The organism is Flavobacterium sp. MMS24-S5 (assembly GCF_050320125.1).
GTDB classification, from domain to species: Bacteria; Bacteroidota; Bacteroidia; order Flavobacteriales; family Flavobacteriaceae; genus Flavobacterium; species Flavobacterium tyrosinilyticum.
Genome location: NZ_CP190016.1, coordinates 689,695 through 714,984, shown reverse-complemented (window position 1 = coordinate 714,984; position 25,290 = coordinate 689,695). Strand labels below are relative to the sequence as shown.

Sequence of the window (25,290 nt, the reverse complement as noted above, 5' to 3'; positions counted from 1 at the left end):
AATGAAAATCAAAATAACAGCAGCAATACTTTTAAGCATGCTTTTTACGGTATCCTGTACTGATTTGGACGAACAGTTGTATGATCAGGTAGAAGATGGAAATTTCGGAAATACAACCAAAGAGATTGATGCGTTGGTAGGTGGAGCTTATTCTTCGTTAAGAGGATTCTCTGATGCAATCTCAAATAATTTTCCAACTTGTGAGTATGTTTTCTTTTTGAATGAAGTCGTTTCAGATGAAGCAACAATTCCGACAAGAGGTACAAACTGGTACGATGGCGGACAATATCAAGACGCGCAAAAGCATACTTGGAAATCGGATAACAGAATGATTCTTTCGGCTTGGCGTTACAATTATACTGGAATTGCTAAGATTAATGCAATCATTTATCAAATCGATAAATCATCTCTTAGCGATAAATCAAAAGAGCCAATTTATGCAGAATTAAAAGCGCTTAGAGCCTATTACTACTACAATCTTTTAGATTTATTCGGAAATGTGCCAATTGTAACCGATTTTGAAGATACAGCTCTTCCAACCAATTCAACACGAAAAGAGGTTTATGATTTTGTTGAAAAAGAATTGACAGACGCTATTCCGCATTTAAATCCAAATGCAGTGTATTCTAAAATGACTAGAAATGTTGCGTATTCTATATTGGCTAGATTGTATCTTAATTCAGAAGCATTTATCGGTCAGCCACGTTGGCAAGATTGTATCAATATGTGCCAAAAGGTTACTGGATACAGTTTGACACCAGATTTCTTTTCGAATTTCGTGACAGAAAATCAAACTTCGACAGAAATTATTTTCGCTATTCCTTACGATTCAAAAGCAGGTACAGTTGGAAACTACATGAACTCAATGTCTTGTCATTATAATCAAAAATTAGCGATTTCTGCCATTCCAAACAATTATCCTTGGAGTGCAAACGGAATGTGTGCACAGCCTGGAGTTTATTCTGCATTTGCAGACACAGACAAGAGAAAAAAATGTATGCTAGAAGGCGATCAGATCAATCTTGCAACAGGAACTGTAATTATGATGGATAATGGAGAGCCGCTTACTTATACAGAGAACCTAACAAGTCTGGAAGATGCAAAAGAGAACGAAGGAGTTCGTTTACATAAATATGAAATGAAAGCAGGAGAGCAATGGGAGCGTGATCACGATTTTGTATTAATTCGTTATGCAGAAATCTTGATGATGCAAGCAGAATGTTACGTTCGTTTAGGTTCGCCAGATTTAGCACGACCATTTGTACAGCAAGTAGCATCTCGTGCAGGCGAAGAATTGCCAGCAACCATTGACCTTGCATTTATAAATCAAGAATTGTTGAAAGAATTTACATTCGAAGGAAGAAGAAGAACAGACAATATTCGTTTTGGAACATTCTTCGAACCATGGTGGTCAAAAGGGACAACAGAGAAATACAGAGCAATTTTTCCAATTCCAAGTACTGTTTTAACCACAAACAAAAACCTTAAACAAAATCCTGGGTATCCAAATTAGGTTACTAGAATGTCAGTCTTCCATGTTGGTTAGTCGTGGAAGGCTGACATGTTTTTAATTTTTTTAGTAACAGATTCTAAAGATTAGAAACTGAATTAGAGGATTAAAAAAAAGATTTTGTTTCACGCAGATTCTGCAGATTAAAGCAGATTTGATTTTAAATGTAAAAAAAATAATCTGCGCATATCTGCTTAAATATTTTTAAATCTGCGTGAAATAAATTAATCACAATAAAATCCTTTTTAATCTTTTAATCTGTGGCAAAATATAAAAATAACAAACAGTACATCAATATGAAAAGATATATCACATCGTTGGTTTTTGGTTTGATGAGCATTGCGATGGTTGCCGGTTGCAGCAGCGATGACAAAGGCTCAGACAAACCTGTAGAACCAGAGAAAACAGACCCTGTTGCGATTGAGAAAACCAACAGCACTAAAATTTATATGCATTACATGCCGTGGTTTGAAACCAATGAAAGTAGTGCCGATAAAAAATGGGGATATCATTGGACAATGGCCAATAAAAATCCGAACAACGTAGGAGCAAACGGAAGAAGAGAAATTGCATCGTACTATTATCCGCTGATTGGCAGCTTATCACTCAGGCGATAAAAATGTGATCGAAAATCATTTATTGTTGATGAAATATTCAGGAATTGATGGAATTCTGATTGATTGGTACGGCACTTACGATGTAAACGATTACGGAATGATCAAAGAGAATACAGATCAATTAATCGAAATGCTTGATAAAGTAGGTTTAGAATATGCTATTGTATACGAAGACCGATTTTTGACCAATGTGGTTAATGCAGGAAAAGCAATTTCGGTAACCGGTGCAGCAAAAACAGATTTGGCTTATGTAGAGAAGAATTATTTTTCTGATGCCAATTATATCAAGATTAATGGTAAACCGCTGTTAATGAATTTTGGACCAATTGTGCTACAGACACCCGCTGAATGGACAAATGTCTTTAATACTTTAACAGCAAAACCCACTTTCTTGACACTTTGGGATCACTCTTCAATGGCAGGAGAAAATGCTTCTGGCGAATATGCATGGGTATACAAAGACAATAGTTACTTAACTAATTTTTACACCAATACCAAACCAAAATTGGGTGTTGCAATGGGTAGCGCTTATCCTGGTTTTAAAGATTTTTACGCTCAAGGCGGAGGCGGAGCAGCGATTGGATGGACGATCGAACATAACAATGGTGCAACATTGGATGAAACTCTTGTCTTAGCTAAAAATGCCAATGTAAATTATCTGCAGCTGATTACATGGAATGATTTCGGAGAAGGAACCATGATTGAGCCAACAGTTGAATTTGGATATTCTTTCATTGAAAAAATCAAAGCTTTTGCTGGAGTAAAAAATACAGAAAGCGTATTTCCAGAGATCAGCAAATTGTATGATTTACGCGTACAGAAAAAAGGAAATGTCGAAGCCCAGAAAAAACTAGATCAGGTGTTTAATTATTTTGTTTCTATGCAGCCAGTAAAAGCAAAACAAACATTAAGCGAAATAAAATAGAGCTGTAATTAATACAATTTAAATAATGAAAAACAGAAAATATAGATACTGTCTAATAGCTTTTGCCACAATGGTCGTTATGGCTTGCAGTACTAAAAAAACGTATAAAATCAGTTCTCCGGAAAAGATCTCTGAATTAACTTTTGAATTAACGCCTTCTGGACAGCCTCAATATAGTTTTTCTTCTAACGGAAAATCGGTTATTGAGCCATCTCTTATGGGATTTGAATTTCAAGGTTTAGCTAAAATGACAGATGGATTTGAAGTCGTTTCGACCGAAGAAAAATCGGCAGATGAAACTTGGGAACAGCCTTGGGGCGAATTCAAAAAAGTTAGAGATCATCATAACGAACTGATTGTTCATTTAAAAGAAGCAAAAGGCGAGGAGCGCTTGGTGGATATTATTTTTAGAGTTTTTGATGATGGAGTCGGATTTCGTTACGAATTTCCAAAACAGCCTCATTTAGGAAAAGTGAAAATCTCTAATGAAGTGACACAATTTACTTTTAAAGACAATAACGAAGTTTGGTGGATTCCAGTTCACCGTGAAAACAGTTATTACGAAAGTGAATACCGTAAAACGTTAATGAGCAAAACGGATACGATCAATACGCCAGCGACTTTTGAAACCAAAGACAAATTATATGTCGCTATTCACGAAGCGAACTTAACAGATTTTGCCTCAATGACGCTTTTAAAAACTACAGACAAGCAATATAAAAGTGATTTGGTGCCATGGGCAGATGGTGTAAAAGTATATGCAGAAACACCTTTTAAAACACCCTGGAGAACTATTGTGGTTGGGAAGAATCCTGGACAAGTAGCAACTTCGACCATTATGCTGAATCTAAATGAGCCTTCAAAAATTGAAGATTTATCTTGGATCACACCTTCAAAATACATTGGAATCTGGTGGGGAATGCACTTAGAAAAATATACTTGGGGACAAGGCTCAAAACACGGTGCAACAACCAAAAACACAAAAGAATATATTGATTTTGCTGCGAAAAATGGTTTTGACGGAGTTTTAGTTGAAGGATGGAATGAAGGTTGGGATGGCGACTGGACTGCAGATGGTTCTGCATTTAGTTTTGTAAAAGCTTATCCAGACTTTAATTTGGAAGAAATTACCAAATACGCGGCTGTAAAAAATGTTCGTTTAATTGGACATCACGAAACGGCTGGTGCTACTAAAAACTATGAGAACCAGTTAGAAGAGGCTTTTAAACTGTATCAAAAAATGGGCGTGAATTCGGTTAAAACAGGTTATGTAAATAAATATTTGGATAAGAAAGAATGGCACGACAGCCAGTACGGAGCACGTCATTACAGAAAAGTAATCGAAACGGCGGCTAAATATCATATCATGATCGATAACCACGAACCAATGAAAGGAACGGGGTTACAGCGTACGTATCCAAACTTTATGTCGCAAGAAGGCGGACGCGGACAAGAATATAATGCATGGTCTGTAGATGGAGGAAATACGCCAGAGCATTTAACAACTTTGCCTTTTACCAGAATGCTTTCTGGACCGTTTGATTACACACCAGGGAATTTCAATTTTGATTATAAAACGCCATCTGGAGCAAAAGTGCAGACCACTTTGGCCAATCAATTGGCCTTGTACGTAATTATTTTCAGCCCACTGCAAATGGCATCTGATTTACCTGAAAATTATGAAGGAAAACCAGAATTTCAATTTGTAAAAGATGTGCCTTGCACTTGGTCGGATACTAAAGTTTTAGATTCTAAAATTGGAGAATACACTACAATTGCCCGTAAAGATTGGGACGAGAAAAACTGGTATTTGGGTTCGATTACAAATAGAAATGCAAGAGACTTAAAAGTAACGCTTTCGTTTTTAGACAAAAACAAAGAATACGAAGCAGAAATTTATGCGGATGGAGAAGGGGCAAATTATAAAACCAATCCGTATCCAGTTACAATCTCTAAACAAAAAGTAAACAACAAAACTGTTTTAAATATCAAATTGGCAGCTGGAGGAGGAACAGCAGTAAAATTCACTCCAATCGAAAAATAGTTTTTTAAAGATTCTAAGATGCTGAGAATATGAGTTTCTAAGCTTCTGAGATTCTAAATTTATAAAGTTTTATTTTGAGTTAAGTAAGTTTAAGTTTGGTAATAAACCTGATAGCTGGAGAGTTATCGGGTTTATTTTTTTGTTTCAGGTTTAAGGTTTCAGGTTGGAGATACTTTGAGCATGATTTTACCGCAAAGAGCGCAAAGTTTTTTCGCAAAGTTCGCAGAGATTTTTTAAGGTTGATTTTTTTAAGATTGCAATGTTCGCAAAGCTTTTTGATGAAATTTTAATCTCGCAAAGACGCAAAGTCACAAAGAATATAAAAAACTTTATGACTTTGCGTCTTTGCGAGAATATTCCATTCAGCTAAAAAATCTTAGCGAACTTTGCGTAAATATTTGCGCTCTTTGCGGTTAAAAAAACTCATAGCTTTTTTCCGCACAGCTTTGTATTTAAACTTTGCGACTTTGCGTCTTTGCGAGAATATTTCATTCAGCTAAAAAAAACCTTTGCGAACTTTGCGTAAATCTTTGCGCTCTTTGCGGTTAAAAAGAACTCAGAGCTTTTTTCCGTACAGCTTTGTATTTAAACTTTGCGACTTTGCGAGAATATTCCATTCAGCTAAAAAAAAACTTTGCGAACTTTGCGTAAATATTTGCGCTCTTTGCGGTTAAAAAAAACTCAGAGCTTTTTTCCGCACAGCTTTGTATTTAAACTTTGCGACTTTGCGTCTTTGCGAGAATATTTCGTCTAGCTAAAAAAAAAACCTTTGCGAACTTTGCGAAAAATCTTTGCGCTCTTTGCGGTAAAAAAAAACTCAGAACCTTAGAATCTTAGCACCTCAGAACCTTTATCTAGTAACTTTAACATGCTTACCGAAAGTGTAAACCGCTGTTATAGTTAGTTCGTTATATCCCCATTTTAAGAAACCGTTTAATCGGTCTTGAACAGTGTCTATTCTAAAGTTCAAACCAGTATAACCTGCAGTAAGACTAAAGTTGTCTACAACATTATATAAAACCGATAAATTGTAGCTTATGATTCGGCCGTCGGTTTCATCAATTTTTACGGCAAGATAATTTACGTTGGCATATAAACCCCAGCGTTTTCCGAGAACAAATTCGCCCCAAATTCCAACGTCTGGCAGTGGCGCAGTAAAATCAAAAGTATCACGATATTCTACACTTTGTGTATTAGCTTCTAATTTTAATCCTAAATCTGCGAAAAGAACATGCGCCCCAATCAATAGACCAGCTTGATATTTAGGTTTAGATAAAATAGCATACCCATAAGCAATTCTAGCGATCTGTACATTAAAAGTACCCTGAACCCTTCCGTCCAATGGGTAAGTATGGTCTCCGAAATTAATATCTCTTTGCAGTGTTTTTGTTGCAGTTCTGTCTAGTACAAAATATTCAAAACCTAATCGAGACCTTTTGGATATGCGCCAATCAAATGTTCCTAGAAAGGATACAGTCGATTTAGAAAACCCTAAATCATTTTCAAGATCAATCTCAGTTCCTATATTTCCGTTGTTGCCTTCAACTTTAACTTGCGTGTTATTTACAGGAAAAAAAGCGCCGGCAGTAACTTTAAAGCGTCTATTGTGCCAGGGCAGATCATCTACAGTACTATCTTGAAAATCGTCTTTTTCAGTTTTAAAAGTTGTTAAGCTATCCTCTTTACTGGCTTCAGCAACAGTTTGAGCGTTTAACGGAATCCAAAGGAGCATCATTACCAAAAAAATAAATAATTGTTTCATCAGATTAATTTTTAAGTTTTTATTAGGCAATATTTAACATTTAAAGTTAGTAAAAATAATCGTTCATTTTTCTTTTTTAACCGAATTATTTTAGTGAACGAATTGTATATCAATAAAATAAGAATTTGTTTTAAAAATAGTTGACATGTCAATCTTTTTTGTAATTTTGCATCATGGAAAAAAAACATACCGATAAAGAAAGTTTTTCAAATTTTTGGAAAGAAGAAATATCAGATAGTTTCTTCTTTCAGATTCATCGTATCAAACGTGCAATTTTCAGACGTACCAATGCGTTAATGAATGAAGCCGGAATCACATTACAGCTAGAACAGTTGCCATTGTTGATGATTTTGCATCATAAAAGTCTTTCGCAGAGGGAATTGTCAGATAAGACAATGCGCGACAAATCGTCTATTTTAAGAAGTATATCAGCACTTGAAAAAAAGAATCTCGTTGAGGTTGTAAAAGATAAAATAGACAAACGTAAAAATATTGTAAGTCTTACAGATGAAGGAATTTCGTTGGCAAAAAATATTCGCTTGCTGATGAAAAGGGCAGAAGAAGAAGTAATGTCTGTTTTTTCTCCAAAAGAAAGAATTGAAGCGTTGAATGCGGTACGATCTTATGCAGACAAGTTAGAAACTCTTTAATTTTTTTTGAATTTTAAAAGTTGATATGTCAACTGATTTTTGAATAATTATTTTGAATAAATGAAAAAAAATGAATTATTAGAAGGGCCAATCCTTTCTTCATTATTAAAATTAGCCGTTCCAATTATGATAGCTAATTTATTACAAGCCGCATATCAGTTGGTAGATGCTTTTTGGGTTGGGCGTCTGGGCGGTGATGCCGTTGCGGCGGTCTCGATAAGCACGCCTGTAATATTTTTAACCATTGCTTTAGGAACTGGATTGGCTATTGCGGGTTCTATTTTAATTGCTCAATATTTTGGAGCAGGAAATGAGAAAATGGTCAACCACGTGGCAGCACAGACTTTGTCTATGGTGATTATTGTTTCGGTTTTCTTGTCTATTATAGGCTATATTTTGAGTCCGTATTTTTTATATCTGTTAAAGGTAGAGCCTGCAGTTTATGTAGATGCTTTAGGTTTTATGCGAGTTGCTTTTGTAGGTTTGGTTTTTAGTTTCGGATTTATGATTTTCCAATCGATTATGCGTGGAGTTGGGCGTGTAACACTTCCTGTTTATATTGTTTTAGGAACCGTTATCTTAAATTTTGCCTTAGATCCGCTGTTTATTTACGGATGGAAATTTATTCCAGCTTTAGGTGTTAAAGGTGCGGCTTTGGCAACTTTATTTACACAGCTTCTGGCTATTATAATTGGATTTGCCATTTTGTTTAGAGGAAAACACGGAATCCATCTTCGCATTGCCGATTTTAAACCTGATTATAAACATATCAAAAGAGCGTTTGAAATTGGTTTTCCGTCTTCAATTGAGCAGTCAATGCGTGCTTTGGGAATGATGGCAATCACATTTTTGATTGTCCGTTTTGGTACATTGACCGTTGCTTCTTATGGTGCGGGTTCCAACTTGATTCAGCTCATTCTAATTCCCGCTTTGGGGTTATCCATGGCGATTGCAACTCTTGTTGGGCAAAATATTGGAGCTGGAAATGTTGAGCGTGCTGCTGAAATTTCAAAGTTAGGAGCGTATCTAGGTTTCGGATTATTGACTGGTCTCGGAATCATTGCTTTTATTTTTGCACCGTATTTAATCGCATTTTTTGTTCCAAATGATCAAGCCGTTATTGAAGGTGGAACGGAGTTATTGAGAATTACTTGTCTCTCTTGGGGATTTTTAGGTATACAGCTTTGTTTAACTGGTGTTTTTCGAGCTGTTGGAAATACAAAATTGCCTATGATTCTAACTTTGGTTTCGCAATGGGTAATTCAGTTTCCGCTGGCTTTTATTTTGTCTCATAATACTTCTTTAGGTAAAATTGGAATCTGGTGGGCTTTCCCGATTGCTTCTGTTGTAACGGCTTTAATTACGATTCTCATATACGTAAAAGGCGATTGGAAAAAAGAAAGACTTACGGGTAAAACCAATAAACTGATTGATAAAGTAGAAAGCGAAATAGTAAAGGAAGGGTTTGATATTTCTAAGTAAGGTTCTAAGATGCTAAGATACTAAGGTTCTAAGTTTTTTTCTAGCGAAATCAAATTCTGGCATACTGTAGAGATGAACTGCAGTGCATCTAACCAAAGATTGGCAGATTACGGATATCCTGTGTTTTAGGCGCACAGCAGTGCTTCTCTACGGAAAATCTTTTGCGATTAGCAAAATCAGATTTCTGTATCAGAAAACTTCTTTTTACAAAATACAAATACCTATAAAACCTTTGTCTCTTTGCAACTTTGTCCCTTTGCAACCAAAAATTGGCAGAAATTCATTGTCGATTGGGATTATTGTGACTAAATGTTTCGGGAAGTTGTTTTGAAACCGTGATTGCGTGAGGGATGGGAATAAGCTGCCGAAGCAGCATGGACAGCCCGACAGCATTATGAAAAAAGGGCGAATATGCGTTGCTATTATTTGCCCTTTTTTTATAATGGTGGCACGCCCAGATTATTTTTCTTTTTAATTTTGTAAATATATTTTTATGAAAGGCAAGATAAATTTTAAGTATATTAGAACCTTAATATCTTAACATCTCAGAACCTTAGCACCTTTTAAAAATGACCCAAAATCTAAAACGTTATTTAATAAAATCTTTTATAGTATTAGCCTTAATTCATTTAGCTTACTTTTTATACGGTTATTTTACTTTTAAAGGACTAAAGAATATTAATACCTACACGGAGTTTTACCGATTCAAATTTTACGATGACGTTTCGATTTCGCACTTTTTTGTAAGTGGTTTGTTTTTGCTTTTCTTTTTGTTTTTTCTGATTCGAAATCATTCTAGAGAAGGTTATAAAGGAGGGAATCTGCTTAAAATCGTGGGTTGTTTGCTTTTTATTTCATTTCTGACTTTTTCGTTTTTTATTAGCTACAGTTTCGGAATGAATGCTAAACTGAAATCAGAATTGTCTGAAAATAATTTTAATAATGACAAAAAACTGCTCAATGTTTTAAATCCGTTTTTATACGCATACACTTCCTATAGTTCTGAAAAACTATTTAATTATGAGAATATTTTATATCCAAAACCTTATCCGGTAATTAAGGAAGATGATACAATTGTACCTGGCGAATTTCCGATTATAGAAACCAATTATTATAGCATTGACACCATAAAAGCTTTAACGAGCACTTTTGATAAAACGAAAAGTAAAGCAGATAGTATTTTTGATATTATTGGTTTTGATAAAGAGGAATTGCACAAAAGAGTTATCTCAAAAAGAATTGTGGGAGATAGCACAGAAATTATTTTTAAGAGTGTGTCGGTGCGTCCAGAACATGATGAAGATATTTGTATTTTCTTAGAAAACAACTCTCTATTTAATCCTGTAAAAGGAGATTCTGTAGATAAACAAAAATATAATGCAGCTGTAGATCGCTATAAATTGCTCTATAATGCTAAAAAAGATTCGGTAACGTATACTTTTCAAAGATTAGATACACTTTTAAGAAAATACAATATAGAAACAAACCTGATTCCGAAGTTACTGACTCAAGATGTATATCACTACAGAGATAATAAAGATGAACCGCTTAACGGTATTAGAAATAATTTTGATAGAAAGGCTTTAGCAGAAAAATTTAAAAAACTAAATAAATTATTTTATGAGCCAAACTATTTGCATCCCAATATAGCTGCAATCTATTTTGCTGTAATTGTTGCAGTTGGCGTATTGCTGTCTCTATTTTATCTTATTTTCAATAAAAAGAGAGTTCAATAACAATTTCAAAAATCAATAGCAATAACAATGGCAAAAGTCAATGTCAAAATTCAATGGCAATGGTAAAAATCAATGTCAATGGTAAAATTCAATAATTAATTTTAAAAATTAAAAATTGATATTATTATTGAACTTTGCTATTGTAATTGCTATTGACTTTTGCCATTGTTATTATTAAACCCTATGATAATCTGCTTTCCAGTGCACAATTGCTTTTTTGATTGCATCGCCTGTTAAGCTATTTTTTAAAGTATCTTCAACAAGCGGAACCAATTCGTTATCTGGTGCAAAACGTAAGGCAAAAATCTGATCGTCTGTAAGTTTGTATTCAAATTCTTCGAATCTTTTGCCTGTCAAGGTAAAATAGCGGTAGCGCATTTCTAAGCGTACAATTCTGTTTTGCAGTGTCAATGCATAATGTTGGCGCAGCATATAAGCGAGTGCAAAAAGAAACACAAAAGCCACGCTAATAAATGCCCATATTAAATGATCTTCTGTTGTAACGGCCAAATAAATACTGGAAGCCAATAATAAAATTAAAATGGGATAATATATAAAATGATGCGGTGTATAAAACCGTATATGATTATAATAGGTCTGAATTTTCATGTTTTTATCTTTTAATGGTAGCCTATAAAAACAAAACTACTCTATATTTCTATAGAGTAGCTTTTTCCCAAAAATAAACTAACATAACCAATGTTCTCTTTATAGACTAAACTTTTTACAGTTTGCTTTGTCAATTTTAATAAGAAGAAAGCCTTTCCATTTCGTTCATTAAATCTTCACTATGGCTTATTTTTCTTTGATGTAAAATTAGATTGAGAGTGGATGATTTTTGTTATACTTTAAAGCGAAAAAGTTACATGATTTCAATATTTGCATTTTAATTGTATAAAATGCTGGTGTTTATAATAAGGTTTTAATGATATTCCATTCGTTTAATTTATCCTGAAAAGTCTTGCCAGCATTGGCGGGACTTGTTGATGGAAGTGTGAATGTTTTATATTCTTTTGTTAAGTGAACATATTTTTTAAAAAACGCGGCTGCTTTTTGCCCGTTAAAAAGAATACTTTCTATTTGAGGATGTGTTTCCAAAAAATCTTCAAAGTCATTTGCTATTTCGTTTTTAATCGCACTGTCCAAACTTCCAACTCGATCGCAAAATTGTAAGACATCCCAAAGCGCAATATTGTTTTTGATTAATAAGTTTTTTCGCGTTTCGTAATCAGTAGAAAACTCTTCTCCTAGAATCTGAAACATAAACTTCCAAAAGTTATTCTGATTATGACCATAATACTGATTCAGCTCTAAAGATTTTGTTCCAGGCATTGTGCCTAAAATGAGAATTTTAGAAGAGGGAGAACTAATAGGGGCAAAGGAAAAACTTTTCATGCTGGATAAATAGATATGTTAAAATAAACATTTATAAGGAATTATAAAACAAAACCAAAAAATTATATAACATTTTTGGTGTGTCTTTAACCGAACTTTGAATTTCAGATTTCTAGAAAATAATCTTTTTAGCAAATTATAATTTTAAATCCGGCAAACCATGAAAATAGTTACTATAAATACAGAAAAAACTCAAAATATATTTGATGAACTTCAGACTAGTTTTGGCGGAAAAGTGAATTTTGATTTAGATGAATATGCACTTGAAGTAGAAAACAGTTTTGCAGAAGGTTCTATTATTGGAGCTTCCTTTAATGATAATATCTCCTATGTTCAGTTTGATATGACATTTTCTGCAGATGTGAGATTGGATTTTTTAAATGTAAAATCGTCGCCTATTTATTTTGCTTATTGTTCTAAAGGAAACCTTTCGCATAGTTTTGGATTAAATGGTGAGGAACGAAAATTAAAAACTTTTCAGACCGCAATTGTAACATCAAAACAAAACCAGGATAATGTTCTCTTTTTTGAAAAAGGTAAAAAAACAAAGCTTACCTTAATTATTGTTGGTACTCAGATTGATGCTGCTAATCAAACTCATTCTTTGAATCAGCAGGTAAAAGATACTTTTTTTGAAAATAATCAAGTAACAGATTTCTTTTATATTGGTTCGTATAATTTGCAGATCGCAGAAAAAATAGAACAGCTTAATTCCATCACACAAAAAGGAATTGTAAGAAATTTGTTGAAAGAAGGCATCATGAGAATTATTTTGGCAATGGAAATCCAACAGCATTCAGATGATTTGCATGCTTTTGCAAATGAATCAAACGGATTAACTTTAAGAGAAATGGAAGAAATAAAAGAACTGTCAGAGTTTATTAAAACAAGTCCAGAAGAGGCATTTTCTATTAAGGCCTTAAGTAAAAGATCTGGTTTGTCTCCAAATAAACTTCAAGAGGGTTTCAAAATGATTCATAATCGTACAGTAAACGATTACATCACACACATGCGTGTTCTAAAAGCCGAAATTCTAATTAGAACATCTGATTTAAATATTTCAGAAATTGTATACTGCATTGGTTTCACCAGCAGAAGCTATTTCTCTAAAATATTCAAACAAAAATTCAACTGCAGCCCAAAAGAATATAAGTTTAATTTGAATTCGTTGGCTATTACGGCCTAACGGCCGGAGTTGCTAAGGTTCTGAGATGCTAAGATTCTAAGTTTTTTTTTTGAGAAAACTTATATTTCACCATCTTAAAAATAAATACTGTCGTTAGCTTAAAAGCATAATATATTTAAGTTGCTAAGTTTCTAAGCATTTTTAAGGAAAACTTAGAACCTCAGAATCTTAGCAACTTAGCCTCTCAAAAAAATACTGTCGCTAGCTCTAAAGCACAATATATTTTAAGTTGCTAAGGTTCTGAGTTACTAAGATTCTAAGTTTTTTTTTAAAGGAAAACTTAAATCCTTAGAATCTTAATAACTTAGCCTCTCAAAAAGATAAACGCTAAGGTTCTAAAATTCTATAGTTTGAAAAAAAAACTTAGAATCTTAGAACCTTAGTTTCTTAGTATCTAAAAAAAAACATATATTTGTATAATTAGTTATATAATTGATTATTTATTATGGAATTTTTTGATAAAGTTGGAAAAGCGGCATTAGGAAGCCGTTTGCGTTTAATGACTGCAGTTGTTACAGATGATGCTGCCAAAATATATGAATTGTATGGGGTTGAATTTGTACCGAAATGGTTTCCTGTATTTTATACTTTGGCAGAAGAACGCGAAATTACCATTACTGAAATTGCTAATGAAATTGGACATTCTCAGCCTTCTGTCAGTAAAATTATTCAGGAAATGATTGGTGCTGGGTTGATTGAAGAAAGCGCAAAAACTGAGGATAAGAGAAAGAATAATGTCGTTCTTACTGAAAAAGGAATTTTGATTTCGAAGAAAATCAAACAGCAGCTAGAAGATATTGATGTTGCAATTGAAGGAATAATTGCAGAAAGCAAACACAATCTGTGGGCTGCACTGGAAGAATGGGAGTTTTTGTTGGAGCAAAAATCTTTAATTAAAAGAGTTAGCGAACAAAAGAAAAAGAGAGAAAGCAAAGACGTAAAAATTGTAGAATATAAATCAGAATATCAGGAAGCCTTTAGAGCGTTAAATGTAGAATGGATTTCAACTTATTTCGAAATGGAAGAAGCTGATTATAAAGCGCTTGATAATCCTGAAGAATATATTCTAAAAAAAGGAGGAAAAATTCTTGTGGCTCTGTATGAGAATGAACCTGTAGGTGTCTGCGCTTTAATAAAAATGAATAATTCTGAATATGATTTTGAAATGGCAAAAATGGCTGTTTCTCCAAAAGCACAAGGAAAAAGCATTGGCTGGCTTTTAGGTAAAGCTATCGCAGAAAAAGCAAAAGAATTGGGAGCAAAAAAAATATATTTAGAAAGCAACACCATCTTAAAACCTGCAATAAATCTCTATTATAAATTGGGTTTCGAAAAAGTTTTCGGCCTAGAAACTCCGTATAAAAGATGTAATATTCAGATGGAGTTGGTGCTTGGTTAAGTTACTAAGGTTCTAAGATGCTAAGACTCTAAGAAAAAAACTTAGCAACTTAGTATCTTAGAACCTTAGCATCTTTCTATCTTCCAAATCTATAATAATCTAAATCTGTATTTTTTTTATTATTAAGTGAATCTAAGATTGAATTCATTCCAATGACGCTGAAAGTAATTCCGTTACCTCCGAAACCTAAAATGTAATGTTCGTTTTTTCTCGGATTAGGTTTTCCGAAATAGGGAAGACCGTCTTTGGTTTCTCCAAAAGTGCCTGCCCAGGAATAATCAATTTTAAAATTTAAGTCAGGAAATCTTTTAAAGAATTGTTTTAAAAGATAGGTTTCTTTTTTAGGGAGCAATTTATCTCGTTTCGCTGCGTCTTTAAAATCCTCATCTCCTCCGCCCATTATGATGCGATTATCATCTGTAGTTCTAATGTAATGATAAGGAGATGCTGTATCCCAAAAAATCGTGTTTTTAAAATTCTCTGGAAGATCAGACTGACTTTCAGAAGTGATAACGTAAGTGCTTTTTAAATCCACCACTTTTTCTTTTAGCATTTCTGTGCTTTCATAACCTGTGCAATGTATGATATGATCTGCTGTGATAGAACATTTATTGTCAGTGGTTGCAATAATTTTGCCTTTTTGATGCTGAATAGAAGCGATATTGGTTCGGTCAAAAATCTGCATTCCTTTTTCATGGCAATGAAACAGAAGATCGGTTGCCAATTTAAACGGATCCATAACAGCAGCGGTTTTAGATTCTACGCCAGCAATTGCATTCAATCCCATTTTTTGCAATTCTGATCTGCTTAACCAGCTGATTTCGAAACCATGCTGTTTTCTAGCTTTAAATTCATTTTTTAGATAAGGAACATCTTTTTTTAGTGTAGTAAAATAGACGCTTTTTTTAAACTCAAAACCACAATCGCATCCCACAGTATCAATTATATTTCGAAGATCGAAAATGGCTTTTTTTCCATTTTGATAACTGTCTATGGCACATCTAGCGCCACGTAGTTTTATCAGCTGATGCAAAGGAACATCAATTTCATATTGCAATAAGGCTGTACTGCCAGAAGTGCTTCCGCCACAGACATCTCTGCGGTCTACAAGAACAATTTTTTTTCCTTCGTTTAATAATTTGTAAGCTGTTAAAGCTCCTGTTATGCCTCCACCAATAATCAAAATGTCGGTGTGGATATCAGAATCTATTGAAGGATAACTTTGTTTAATGGCATTTTTTAATGGCCAATACGTTTCAGTAGAGCTCAATTTCATTTTTTGGTTATTTTTTTAGAGGTGTTTTTGGTATTATTTTTAGTGTTATTTGGTTTACCTTTTTTCTCTTTTTGCGACTATGAACTTCTTCTGCTTCGGCAATAGAATGCGATGTTCTAATCGTTTTGTCTTTTTTTGCCAACTGGCTTAAGTGATGGTAATATTTCTGAATAATCTTCATCTCTTCTTCGGTCATATTTTCGACATCAACAAGGCTATTGCTCGATAAATCGTTGGATGCCACTAGCTCGTTTAATTTTAACTGAATGGCAAGAGAATCTTTATTTTGTGCTTTTTGAATCAAAAAAACCATTAAAAAAGTGATAATCGTTGTGCCTGTATTGATTACCAATTGCCAAGTTTCAGAATAATCGAAAATTGGCCCTGAAATAGCCCAGGCAATAACAAGAAAGAGAGCTCCAATAAAAGCTGGTGTGCTTCCAGCGGCTTTAGAAACTTTTGAAGCAAACTTCTCGAATGAACTGTTTTTATGCTGAGATTTTGAATTCATTTCTATTTTGTTTTGGATTTGCTAACTTTTTCTTTTCGAATTACCTTATTGTTTTTTTCATCGTAAACAGCCGGATTAATTTCTTGTCCTGTTTTACTGAATATTTTAATTTTTGGAGCGTCGTGTGTTCCAGTAATTACAATTGGAAAACCTATAATTCCGAAAAGCGGAAGTCCTAAACGCATTCTTAAATCCAGAAGTCCGTCAAAGCTTGTAGTTCCTTTAATAGTGGGCCTAAAACTAGCTACGCTAAAGGTAAATGGCTCAATATTTATAAGATTCTTATCTATAGTCGATTTGATTTCAATTCCTTTCATGTCAGGATTGTTCAAACCATTTTGTCCTGTTTTGGAACTAATTCCGTCAAAAAGTTTCAGACCCTTAATTTGAACATCACGTAAATTAATGGTTCCTCCGCCGTGCATAGATTCGTAAATTGGCCCATATTTCCGTTCAAATCTCCTTTTACTTTATAGTCAACAGAGATTATTCCGTGCGCTTTTTCAGCGGCGGTAACCATATCATGAAACATCGGGATTTCTTTGTAAGCTCGTTGTACATCAAAGTCTTTTGCTGTAAAATGAGCATCAAAATGGGCCGAGGTCGGAGACTCGTCTTTATACAATGCATTAATCCCTAAAACACAGTCAATGATATTAAAGGTAATATTTTCTAAGTAAAATCCTTCTTTTTTTACACCTATTTTTCCATTCAGTTTGTTAAATGTCAATTTATTGAATTCTATTTTGTCTGCATTTGCATTTAAAGTGACATTTAGGTTTTCTGGAATAATGACCACGCCGCTCATTTTCGGATGGTCTTCTTTAGCATATTCAACTTCTAGGTTTCGATCTTTATTTTCGCCTTCTTCAAGCGCCATAAATTCATCTACATTAATCAATTTTGATTTTAAGTTGAAATTGCCGCTCAAAGTCCCTTTTGATTCTAAGAAATAATTGATGGTATTGAGCAGATAACCGTTGATGTCAAAATCGGATTTTCCATACGAAGCATTGAATTTTTCAAACCACATTTTTTCATTCTGAAAACGGAAATTCCCTTGTTTGATATAGAAAGCTTTCGGAAATAATTCTGAAGTTGCTTTTATGTTTTTTAGCAGTAATGTTCCTCTGTTGTCCAGTTTATCGTACTGACCCGTCGTAGCATAACTTTGTTTTCCTTTTAACGAAAGATCTGCTTTGGCGTAGCCTGTTAAGTCAAGCCCTTTTTGAGAGAAAACCTGATAGATTCTGCCTACATTCAGTTCGCCTTTAATTTTGGCATTATAAGCCAAATCGCTAAAATCGGATAAAGTGGCATTGACATAAACCGGATTTCCTTCAAAAACAAAAGAAAAAGGCGCTACAGCAACAATCAAATCCTCATAAGTTCCCGCTTTATTCAGCATATTAGCTATAAAAGTGATATTGGTAATAGGATTGGGATAATATTTTGTTTTAAGCCATCCGTTTCGCAAAGAAATGCCTCCAATCGTTTTTGGAAATAATTTTTTTGTTGTGCTAAAAACGCCTCGAGCCTTAATATCGGTTTTTAGAATTCCTTTCAAATCCATATTTTCCAATCCTAAAGCAGCATCAACAACAGCAAGGTCTAAAGCGCCTTTCACGCTTGCATTAATCGACATTTCGCTTAAACCTTTGCTGTGAAGATAAGCACTAAAATAATCTTTTTCGCCCACTTTAAATTTTAAGGTTCTCAAATTAACCAGCAATTGTTCCGTATCTAAAGATGGAAGCATAGCATTTAGATCCATTTGGAAATCGGTTAAAGGAACTGGCGCATTTTTATAATTTACCGAGCCTTCATTAATTTTTAAATTGAAAGCTAAGTTTGGTTTTTGTTTTTTCTGAACGTTATAGTTTCCTTTAAAAGTGAGCAGTAAATCACTACGTCCTGAAATCTCTGTTCTTTCCAGCCACGTTAAATATTCGGGTGGCATTACAGACAATAAATCTTTTACCGTTGTATTCTCTGAAGCCGCTTTAATATTGATTTTATACCCATCTCTTAAAATGGAAAAAAGACCAGTAAACTTTAAAGGGAGTTTATTGATATGAAGTTCATTTTTTTGTAAAATAAAAGTAAGTGCGTGTGTATTGATTCGGGTAATTAAATCGGCACTGACTTTTTTCTTTCTTAAGTAGCCAGTTCGATCATAATAAAAATCCAGTTCGTCAATTTTAGCATCGGTTGCCAAGTCAAAAATATCTTCGCTCAAATTTCCTTTTCCGATATAATTAAAGCCTTTTGCATCAACTAGAATCTTTGCCGAACGGTCGTTATATTTTACGTGGCAGTTTTGTAAATCGATGCGTTCCAATCGAATTGCTGTTCCTTCTTCTGGAGCATTCGGATCTTCTTTTTTGTTTCGATCTTCGGGTGCTACATAAATATTATAATTGGCTTGACCTTTTGTGTTGACCATTACATTTATTAAAGCATCGGAAACATACAGTTTATTGATTTTAACTTCGTTGTCAAAAAGTAGCCTTTTGATATCAATTCCAAATGCAACCTGATCGGCTCTTAATAAAGTATCATTGCTGAAAGGTTTAGATCCTGTTAACGATAAATCGTCTAGCGAAACAGTCAAGGATGGAAAATGCGTAAAAAAGGAAAGTTTAGATTTTGTAAATTCCAATTTGGTATCCAGACGCTCGTTGGCAATTTTCTTCACTTCCGAAGCAATTTTTCCAGGAAATAGCAACGGAATGATAAACAGCAAAAACAAAATTACCGCAATCGTAATTCCAGTAATTTTTAAAACTTTTAAGGCGGTATGTTTGAATTGACTTGGCATATAGTTTTAATTGTGAATTGTGAATTTTGATATACTAGGCTTTTCAAAATATTTGTCCTCCTGAGCCAAGTCGAAGGACACGTCCTAAGAACGCAAAGAATAGATTAAACATGCGATCCTTCGACTTCGCTCAGGAAGACATAAAATGAGAATTGGAATTTGGAGTTTAAAAATTTGGAATTTAATTTTTAGTTTCTGCCTTTTTAGCGTCTTCCTGTTTTTGCTTTTCTTCTTTCTCTTTTTGCTCCTTTTCTTTGGCAGCTTTTTCTTCTTTCTCTTTTTTAGCTTCTTCTTGCTTTTCTTTCTTTTCCTCTTGTTTCTCTTTTCTTTCTTCTTGTTTCTCTTTTTCTCTTTTTCTTTTTTCTTGAAATAGCCTCTAAATAGGAAATTGCTTTTTGCCGCTTCCATATTTTCACTGAAACCTTTTGTACCTGTTTCTAGATTAGAAAGCGTATTCGAAACGCTGTTAGCCATTTTATCATCTTTGACCAATCTTGCTAAAGCGCCGTTTCCGTTGTTCATGCTGTGGCTAAAAATGGCTATTTCGTCTGAAATCACACCTATATTATCGACGCTTTTCTTAACGCTTTTCATTATATCGTGCATTTCAATTCCGTCAACAGAAGCAATCTGCCCGTTGTCTTCAATCTCTTTTTGGGATTTAGCACCTGGAGAAATGGTTAAAACTTTATCGCCCATTAAACCATCTGAACCAATACTGGCCGTGGCGTCCGTTTTAATGAATTTTCGAACTTCTTCTTTCATGACCAAAACAACTCGTACTGTCGAGTCATTTTTTAACTGAATTTGTTCTACTGTTCCAACATTAATTCCAGAAAAGCGAACATTATTTCCGACTTCTAAACCGCTTACAGTTTTAAACTGAGAACTAATATGAAAGGTTGAACCAAAAAGATTTTGCTGTTTTCCGATAAAATATACGGCCATTATAAAAAGCAGTAAACCTATCGTTACAAACATTCCTAATTTCCAAGTATATCCAGATTCCTTTTCCATGATTTCTATTATTTTATTTTGCTTTATTCAAAAAATGAGCGTACCCATTCGTCTTCGTCTTTTTCTAATTCTTCGTATGTTCCTTCGGCGTGAATAACTCCTTCTTTTAAAACTACAATTCGATCGGCGGTCATTTTTGCGCAGGCCATATCGTGAGTAATAATGATGGAAGAAGTTTTTTGTTTGTGTTTAATATCCAAGATCAATTCGCTGATTTCTCTTGAAGTTATCGTGTCCAAACCTGTTGTGGGTTCATCGTACAAAATAATTTCTGGTTTTAAGATTAGCGTGCGCGCCAAACCAATTCTTTTTTTCATACCGCCCGAAAGTTCAGAAGGCATTTTGTCAACGGCATCGGCTAGTCCTACACTTTCTAATGCTTCCATTACTTCATTATCAACTTCTTCTTGGCTTAAATCGCGTTTGTGTTTGGTCAAGGTAAAAGCGAGATTTTCTCTAACGGACATCGAATCGTAAAGTGCCCCGCTTTGGAACAAAAATCCGATTCGGACTCTAATTTCATTCAGCTCGCTTTTTGAAATATTAAGAACGTTTTCATCAAAAACTTTGATTTCGCCTTTGTCTGGCTCAATCAATCCAACGATACATTTTATCGTGACTGATTTTCCAGAGCCTGAACGTCCTAAAACCACTAAATCTTCGCCTTTATTCAAAGTAAGATTTACGCCCTTTAAAACGGCATTATCTTTTCCAAAAGTTTTATGAAGATCTTTAATCTCGATAATGGGAGTTTTATCTTTCTCTTTTGTTTTGGGTTCTTTATGTAGTTTTTCTTTCATCATTTTAAAAGAATAAATCGGTTATTTGAACAGCAACCATATCTATAATAAAAATGCTCAACGACGCTGTTACAACAGCAGAATTGGCAGCCTGACCCACACTTTCTGTTCCGTTAGAAGCATTAAAACCTTTATAACAGCCAATCATTCCTATAAAAAATCCAAAAAAGAAAGTTTTAATAGTGGCTGGAAAGAGATCTAAGAATTCTAAGGATTGAATGATCTGGGTTAAAAATCTATAGAAGTTGACATCGCCATGAATATTAATGCCTACATAACCGCCAATGATTCCGACCGCATCGGCAAAAAAAACTAAAAGAGGCACCATCAACGTACAGGCTAGCACTCTTGTTACCACTAAATAGTTATACGGATTAACGGCAGAAACTTCCATAGCATCAATCTGTTCAGTTACTTTCATTGATCCTAATTCGGCTCCAATTCCAGATGAAATTTTTCCGGCACAAATCAATGCAGTAATTACGGGTGCAATTTCTCTTATCAGCGAAAGCGCCACCATTCCAGGAAGCCAAGATTCTGCACCAAATTTTACCAACGTCGGACGCGATTGCAGTGTAAGTACCAATCCCATTATAAAACCGGTAATTGCTACCAATGGCAGAGATTTGTATCCTATAACATAACATTGTTTTAGAAACTCCTTGGTCTCATAGGGCGGAATAAAAACCTCCTTAAAAAACCTTTTGGCGAATAAGGTGGTCTCTCCAATTTCGGCGAATGTATTTTTAATAGCAACGATCAAAATGTTTTGGTTTTAAGGTGAATGATGTGAAATGAAAATCAATTATTTAACACTTTTTTCAAATCATTAAATTATATAGGAAAGTTAGCTCAATACTTGTTAAAATATATTACACAACTTTTCATCAGCCTTATATAATTTTCATAAGCTCACAATAATTAAAGCACTTTGACGTTAGTGTCCGCAAACAAAAAATCCCTTTCATTAAGAAAGGGATTTTCAGGGTTTAAAAATGAAGTATTTGGTTAGCTCCAGTATTTTTTCTTATAAATTTATAGCAATGCCGCTTCTTGATTTTTGTATCGGAATAACACGCGATTGTGACATGGCTAGTTTTTCCATTAATAATCTTGCAGTTAAGTAACAAACCGTCGATTCTGCACCTTGGTTTAAGTTTACATTGTGTTTCTCAAGTCCGTCATAACCCCCGCCGCTTACAGGATTATACATAATCTGATTTAAATGATTTTTACCTAAAAACCAGTTAAACGCCGCTTTCATTTTCTTTTTATATTCTGGTGTTTTAAAGGCATTATAAAATGCATTTAAAGTTTGAATTGTGTAAGTAACATCAATGGGCTGTTCACCATATTGATCAGGCTCTGAACCTTTATGATGCCAGCTTTGGTTAGAAATGGCTTTAAAGTTTCCATCGACAAATGTTTTAGAAATTAAGAAGTCTAATGAATCTAGTGCTACTTTTTTATACACTGGTTTATTGGTAATTAAATAAGCATACAACATTGATTCTGGTAGAGTTCCGTTTCCGTAAGTCAGATAATTTTCAAACCATTGCCAATCTTCTGTTGCGGTATCTTCATAGTTAGCCAAAAGTTTAGCATTCAATTTATTGATGATTGCGGCAACGTATAAATTAGGAACTGTAGTATGGTACAAATACAAACCTTTTGTTGCAAAACCAATAGAACGTGGCGACTGAATAGTTTCGGTTAGATTTTAAAGAGTTCAATAAACATTTTGTTGCTTTTTTGGTAATAGCTTCAGGAAGAATGTCTGACATAGAGACTACAGTTCCCAGTGCCCAAATGGCTCTTGCATTAGAATCTTCTAAATTTACTTCAGCATTTTGCTCTACATGTTCGCGGTTTTCCTGATCAACATAATTGATAAAGTCTCCTTTTGGTTTTTGACAACGTTGAATAAAATCTAAGTATATTAAAATATAAGCTAGATCGTCTTTGTCCTGAGTTTGTTTGTAATGCATACAGAACGCAATTAAAGCTCTTGCATTATCATCTAAAGTATATCCTGAATCTAAATCTGGAATAGAAATTTTACTGAACTGAATAATTCCTAATTCTGTAGTTAGTTTTTTGATATGTTTTAACTGAATAGGAGGATAGCTGTATTTTATTTCTGACGGATTTTTGATCAGGTTTTTATACGTATTCATATGAGTTATTGCAGCATTTTCCCAAGAAGAGGCACGCATTTTTGTAAAAGAATTGATGCCCATTTCATGTCTCAAATTCTCATCGCCGATCAATTTAATTGCGGCCTCAGCAAACTGATCGACATTTCCAATATCAACTAAAATACCAGAATCTGGAGTTAATACTTCTTTGGTATGCGGAATTTTGGAAGCTACAATCGGACATGCGCAACTCATTGCATAAGCAAAAGTGCCGCTTACTGCCTGATTCGGGTCTTTGGATGTAAACATATAAATATCTGTTGCTTGTAGATATTCTAAAAGTGCATCTGTATCTAAATATTGATTGACAAAACGAACATTATCCTGAAGGTTCAATTCTTTCACTATGCCTTCTAATTTGTCTCTGTAAGTATCGACACCGTCTTTTATTAAATTAGGGTGTGTTTTTCCAATAATTAGATATAAAGCATTTGGAGCCTTTTCGATAATTTTTGGTAGAGCCTGTAAGCCTGTTTCTATATTTTTACCTTCACCCAAAAGGCCGAAAGTTGAAAGTACTAATCTGTCCTGAATATTTAATTTTTCTTTTGCCTTTTCTGGAGTTTCATATATTACAATATGAGTTCCGTGGGGTACGCAAGTAATTATTTCTTCATCAATTTCATAGTCTTTAATTAGAATTTCTTTAGATTTATTAGTCATTACAAAAACCGAATTGCTGTAGCTCAACAATAGCTTTACGAATGTTCTCAATTCGTCATTCGGATTCGGAATTACACTATGAAAAGTATAAGTAACAGGGGCTTTAATAACATTTAAAAACTCTAAAAGATCATCTCCGTAATTTCCTGAAAACAAACCAAATTCATGCTGAATATGAACTAGTTTCACAGCTTCATCCTTATTGATTTCTTCTGCTACTTTAGCATATTCTGCTTTATTTTTTGTGTTTAAGGTATAGGCCTGTGTCGGATGCTCCTTTGGTTCATTAACCAGTTCGCATATTTCACATTTTATAGATTTACCGTAAACGTCTGTAATTCCTTTTATGGTATCTTGCGTATAAGTTGCTATGCCGCATTGTGTTGGCGGAAAAGTAGATAAAAAAACTATTTTTGATTTATTTGATATTGTCTTCATGAGAATTCTTTTTTAGCTCGGTTAATAACTCGTTCAGGTTCAAGGAGGCTACCGCAATCTTATCATCGGCAGCGCCATAGTAAATATATAGTTGGCCGTCAAAAATGGCTGTTCCTGTCGGGAAAACCACATAATTGACATAACCATGTCTTTCATAATATTCAGAAGGAGTAATAATGGGTTTAGGCAGTCGTGCTATAACTTTTGAAGGATCTTCTAAATCCAGTAAAACAGCGGCGGCATGATAAACCAATCCTTTTTCTCTTCTTTCGGCAGCATGATAAATTAAAAGCCAGCCATCTGCTGTTTCTATTGGCGGGGCTCCTGAACCAATATGACTTGTTTCGTGATCATATTTAGGTTCCATTACAATGTAATCTGGAAGATTTTTTAAATAGTTTTTCCAAAAATCTTCTGTTAATTCTGATTTCTTTTCAAACGAAAAAATCTGAATCGATGGAAATATACGATGCAAGGCAACAAATTTTCCATTGAATTTTTTCGGAAAAAGAACTACATTTTTATCCCAAACAAACAGATTCTCTTTCATAGTTTCTGTCAGCGGATAATTTCTTTCGGTATTAAAAGCCAAAATCTTAGCGATACTTGGATTCTGTAAATGCTTACGAATCAAATTTGTAAATTCGTGAAGCATAAATTTTGGCGTTATAATTCCTTTCTTTTTAAAAACTTTTAAATCTTTTGAAACTGCCAATGCAGCACAGGCGTTAATTCCGTCATAAGTAACATAAGTCATGTAAAACCTATCGTCAATCTTGGTAATCCTCGGATCTTCTACACCATGAATTTCATAAATATAATCTGGTACAAAAATGGGCTGTGAATTTCTTTCGACTAAA

General features: G+C 34.1%; 21 protein-coding genes and 1 pseudogene. 9 read left to right on the top strand and 13 right to left on the bottom strand.

The window, feature by feature from the left end; all coding sequences use genetic code 11:
* The first annotated feature begins 1 nt into the window (after position 1).
* The 4 genes from ACPWTF_RS03065 to ACPWTF_RS03050 all read left to right on the top strand — a co-directional run bounded on the left by ACPWTF_RS03065 (position 2) and on the right by ACPWTF_RS03050 (position 5,096).
* Positions 2 to 1,513 carry a RagB/SusD family nutrient uptake outer membrane protein gene (locus ACPWTF_RS03065; RefSeq protein WP_095931631.1) on the top strand — a complete coding sequence of 504 codons (1,512 nt, stop codon included), beginning with the start codon at positions 2 to 4 and terminating at the stop codon, positions 1,511 to 1,513.
* A gap of 293 nt (positions 1,514 to 1,806) precedes the next feature.
* A complete protein-coding gene (locus tag ACPWTF_RS03060) occupies positions 1,807 to 2,127 on the top strand; it encodes a hypothetical protein (protein ID WP_427874347.1) in 321 nt (106 codons plus the stop codon).
* A 28-nt stretch (positions 2,128 to 2,155) separates the two neighbouring features.
* Positions 2,156 to 3,052: a glycoside hydrolase family 71/99-like protein gene (locus tag ACPWTF_RS03055; protein WP_427874346.1), complete on the top strand. Its 897-nt coding sequence runs from the start codon at positions 2,156 to 2,158 to the stop codon at positions 3,050 to 3,052.
* A gap of 25 nt (positions 3,053 to 3,077) precedes the next feature.
* Positions 3,078 to 5,096 carry a glycoside hydrolase family 97 protein gene (locus tag ACPWTF_RS03050; protein ID WP_427874345.1) on the top strand — a complete coding sequence of 673 codons (2,019 nt, stop codon included), beginning with the start codon at positions 3,078 to 3,080 and terminating at the stop codon, positions 5,094 to 5,096.
* 850 nt (positions 5,097 to 5,946) lie between these two features.
* Here ACPWTF_RS03050 and ACPWTF_RS03045 read toward each other — a convergent pair.
* Complete coding sequence (locus ACPWTF_RS03045) at positions 5,947 to 6,858, bottom strand: hypothetical protein (RefSeq protein ID WP_427874344.1); 912 nt, start codon at positions 6,856 to 6,858, stop codon at positions 5,947 to 5,949.
* Between the two features lie 173 nt (positions 6,859 to 7,031).
* On the opposite strand from ACPWTF_RS03045, the gene ACPWTF_RS03040 reads away from it, so the two are divergent.
* The 3 genes from ACPWTF_RS03040 to ACPWTF_RS03030 all read left to right on the top strand — a co-directional run bounded on the left by ACPWTF_RS03040 (position 7,032) and on the right by ACPWTF_RS03030 (position 10,726).
* Positions 7,032 to 7,508 (top strand): MarR family winged helix-turn-helix transcriptional regulator, encoded by a 477-nt coding sequence (locus ACPWTF_RS03040; protein WP_427874343.1) that lies wholly within the window; start codon positions 7,032 to 7,034, stop codon positions 7,506 to 7,508.
* 60 nt (positions 7,509 to 7,568) lie between these two features.
* Positions 7,569 to 8,990 carry an MATE family efflux transporter gene (locus tag ACPWTF_RS03035; RefSeq protein WP_427874342.1) on the top strand — a complete coding sequence of 474 codons (1,422 nt, stop codon included), beginning with the start codon at positions 7,569 to 7,571 and terminating at the stop codon, positions 8,988 to 8,990.
* A gap of 569 nt (positions 8,991 to 9,559) precedes the next feature.
* Positions 9,560 to 10,726: a hypothetical protein gene (locus tag ACPWTF_RS03030; RefSeq protein ID WP_427874341.1), complete on the top strand. Its 1,167-nt coding sequence runs from the start codon at positions 9,560 to 9,562 to the stop codon at positions 10,724 to 10,726.
* A 174-nt stretch (positions 10,727 to 10,900) separates the two neighbouring features.
* Here the strand turns inward: ACPWTF_RS03030 and ACPWTF_RS03025 are convergent, their stop codons facing one another.
* The gene (locus ACPWTF_RS03025) at positions 10,901 to 11,335 is read right to left on the bottom strand and encodes a DUF6526 family protein (protein WP_427874340.1); all 435 of its coding nucleotides are present in this window, start codon (positions 11,333 to 11,335) and stop codon (positions 10,901 to 10,903) included.
* Positions 11,336 to 11,635: 300 nt separating this feature from the next.
* Positions 11,636 to 12,121 carry a DNA-deoxyinosine glycosylase gene (locus ACPWTF_RS03020; RefSeq protein WP_427874339.1) on the bottom strand — a complete coding sequence of 162 codons (486 nt, stop codon included), beginning with the start codon at positions 12,119 to 12,121 and terminating at the stop codon, positions 11,636 to 11,638.
* Between the two features lie 160 nt (positions 12,122 to 12,281).
* On the opposite strand from ACPWTF_RS03020, the gene ACPWTF_RS03015 reads away from it, so the two are divergent.
* Positions 12,282 to 13,307 (top strand): helix-turn-helix domain-containing protein, encoded by a 1,026-nt coding sequence (locus tag ACPWTF_RS03015; RefSeq protein WP_250836514.1) that lies wholly within the window; start codon positions 12,282 to 12,284, stop codon positions 13,305 to 13,307.
* Positions 13,308 to 13,752: 445 nt separating this feature from the next.
* Complete coding sequence (locus ACPWTF_RS03010) at positions 13,753 to 14,706, top strand: bifunctional helix-turn-helix transcriptional regulator/GNAT family N-acetyltransferase (RefSeq protein WP_427874338.1); 954 nt, start codon at positions 13,753 to 13,755, stop codon at positions 14,704 to 14,706.
* A gap of 76 nt (positions 14,707 to 14,782) precedes the next feature.
* Here the strand turns inward: ACPWTF_RS03010 and ACPWTF_RS03005 are convergent, their stop codons facing one another.
* The 10 genes and pseudogenes from ACPWTF_RS03005 to ACPWTF_RS02960 form a co-directional block, all read right to left on the bottom strand.
* Positions 14,783 to 15,982, bottom strand: coding sequence for an NAD(P)/FAD-dependent oxidoreductase (locus ACPWTF_RS03005; RefSeq protein WP_379801497.1), 1,200 nt, complete (start codon positions 15,980 to 15,982; stop codon positions 14,783 to 14,785).
* Positions 15,983 to 15,989: 7 nt separating this feature from the next.
* Positions 15,990 to 16,493: a low affinity iron permease family protein gene (locus ACPWTF_RS03000; protein ID WP_427874337.1), complete on the bottom strand. Its 504-nt coding sequence runs from the start codon at positions 16,491 to 16,493 to the stop codon at positions 15,990 to 15,992.
* 2 nt (positions 16,494 to 16,495) lie between these two features.
* A complete protein-coding gene (locus tag ACPWTF_RS02995; protein WP_427874336.1) occupies positions 16,496 to 16,918 on the bottom strand; it encodes a hypothetical protein in 423 nt (140 codons plus the stop codon).
* Positions 16,867 to 19,314, bottom strand: coding sequence for an AsmA family protein (locus tag ACPWTF_RS02990; protein ID WP_427874335.1), 2,448 nt, complete (start codon positions 19,312 to 19,314; stop codon positions 16,867 to 16,869). The genes ACPWTF_RS02995 and ACPWTF_RS02990 overlap by 52 nt, the downstream gene beginning before the upstream one ends.
* An 84-nt stretch (positions 19,315 to 19,398) precedes the next feature.
* Positions 19,399 to 20,331 (bottom strand): MlaD family protein, encoded by a 933-nt coding sequence (locus tag ACPWTF_RS02985; protein ID WP_427874334.1) that lies wholly within the window; start codon positions 20,329 to 20,331, stop codon positions 19,399 to 19,401.
* 23 nt (positions 20,332 to 20,354) lie between these two features.
* Entirely contained in the window at positions 20,355 to 21,131 is a 777-nt protein-coding gene (locus ACPWTF_RS02980) for an ABC transporter ATP-binding protein (protein WP_371611641.1), read from the bottom strand.
* A 4-nt stretch (positions 21,132 to 21,135) separates the two neighbouring features.
* Positions 21,136 to 21,894, bottom strand: a complete 759-nt coding sequence (locus tag ACPWTF_RS02975; protein WP_250836507.1) for an MlaE family ABC transporter permease — start codon at positions 21,892 to 21,894, stop codon at positions 21,136 to 21,138.
* 264 nt (positions 21,895 to 22,158) lie between these two features.
* Positions 22,159 to 22,791 (bottom strand): hypothetical protein, encoded by a 633-nt coding sequence (locus ACPWTF_RS02970; protein WP_427874333.1) that lies wholly within the window; start codon positions 22,789 to 22,791, stop codon positions 22,159 to 22,161.
* Positions 22,769 to 24,430 (bottom strand): glycosyltransferase, encoded by a 1,662-nt coding sequence (locus tag ACPWTF_RS02965; protein ID WP_427874332.1) that lies wholly within the window; start codon positions 24,428 to 24,430, stop codon positions 22,769 to 22,771. Before ACPWTF_RS02965 ends, ACPWTF_RS02970 begins: the two co-directional genes overlap by 23 nt.
* Positions 24,411 to 25,268 (bottom strand): annotated as a pseudogene (locus tag ACPWTF_RS02960) (pesticidal protein Cry7Aa); the annotation flags it as partial. The pseudogene ACPWTF_RS02960 and the gene ACPWTF_RS02965, both read right to left, overlap by 20 nt.
* Between the last annotated feature and the right edge of the window lie 22 nt (positions 25,269 to 25,290).

Excerpts from the sequence above, each read along its gene's own strand:
- ACPWTF_RS02995 (WP_427874336.1), bottom strand. The coding sequence starts at position 16,918 with ATGCACGGCGGAGGAACCATTAATTTACGTGATGTTCAAATTAAGGGT.
- ACPWTF_RS03065 (WP_095931631.1), top strand. The coding sequence starts at position 2 with ATGAAAATCAAAATAACAGCAGCAATACTTTTAAGCATGCTTTTTACG.
- ACPWTF_RS03060 (WP_427874347.1), top strand. The coding sequence starts at position 1,807 with ATGAAAAGATATATCACATCGTTGGTTTTTGGTTTGATGAGCATTGCG.
- ACPWTF_RS03015 (WP_250836514.1), top strand. The coding sequence starts at position 12,282 with ATGAAAATAGTTACTATAAATACAGAAAAAACTCAAAATATATTTGAT.
- ACPWTF_RS03045 (WP_427874344.1), bottom strand. The coding sequence starts at position 6,858 with ATGAAACAATTATTTATTTTTTTGGTAATGATGCTCCTTTGGATTCCG.
- ACPWTF_RS02985 (WP_427874334.1), bottom strand. The coding sequence starts at position 20,331 with ATGGAAAAGGAATCTGGATATACTTGGAAATTAGGAATGTTTGTAACG.
- ACPWTF_RS03005 (WP_379801497.1), bottom strand. The coding sequence starts at position 15,982 with ATGAAATTGAGCTCTACTGAAACGTATTGGCCATTAAAAAATGCCATT.
- ACPWTF_RS03030 (WP_427874341.1), top strand. The coding sequence starts at position 9,560 with ATGACCCAAAATCTAAAACGTTATTTAATAAAATCTTTTATAGTATTA.
- ACPWTF_RS03040 (WP_427874343.1), top strand. The coding sequence starts at position 7,032 with ATGGAAAAAAAACATACCGATAAAGAAAGTTTTTCAAATTTTTGGAAA.
- ACPWTF_RS02990 (WP_427874335.1), bottom strand. The coding sequence starts at position 19,314 with ATGCCAAGTCAATTCAAACATACCGCCTTAAAAGTTTTAAAAATTACT.
- ACPWTF_RS03055 (WP_427874346.1), top strand. The coding sequence starts at position 2,156 with ATGAAATATTCAGGAATTGATGGAATTCTGATTGATTGGTACGGCACT.
- ACPWTF_RS03000 (WP_427874337.1), bottom strand. The coding sequence starts at position 16,493 with ATGAATTCAAAATCTCAGCATAAAAACAGTTCATTCGAGAAGTTTGCT.
- ACPWTF_RS03050 (WP_427874345.1), top strand. The coding sequence starts at position 3,078 with ATGAAAAACAGAAAATATAGATACTGTCTAATAGCTTTTGCCACAATG.
- ACPWTF_RS03010 (WP_427874338.1), top strand. The coding sequence starts at position 13,753 with ATGGAATTTTTTGATAAAGTTGGAAAAGCGGCATTAGGAAGCCGTTTG.
- ACPWTF_RS02965 (WP_427874332.1), bottom strand. The coding sequence starts at position 24,430 with ATGAAGACAATATCAAATAAATCAAAAATAGTTTTTTTATCTACTTTT.
- ACPWTF_RS03020 (WP_427874339.1), bottom strand. The coding sequence starts at position 12,121 with ATGAAAAGTTTTTCCTTTGCCCCTATTAGTTCTCCCTCTTCTAAAATT.
- ACPWTF_RS03025 (WP_427874340.1), bottom strand. The coding sequence starts at position 11,335 with ATGAAAATTCAGACCTATTATAATCATATACGGTTTTATACACCGCAT.
- ACPWTF_RS02980 (WP_371611641.1), bottom strand. The coding sequence starts at position 21,131 with ATGAAAGAAAAACTACATAAAGAACCCAAAACAAAAGAGAAAGATAAA.
- ACPWTF_RS03035 (WP_427874342.1), top strand. The coding sequence starts at position 7,569 with ATGAAAAAAAATGAATTATTAGAAGGGCCAATCCTTTCTTCATTATTA.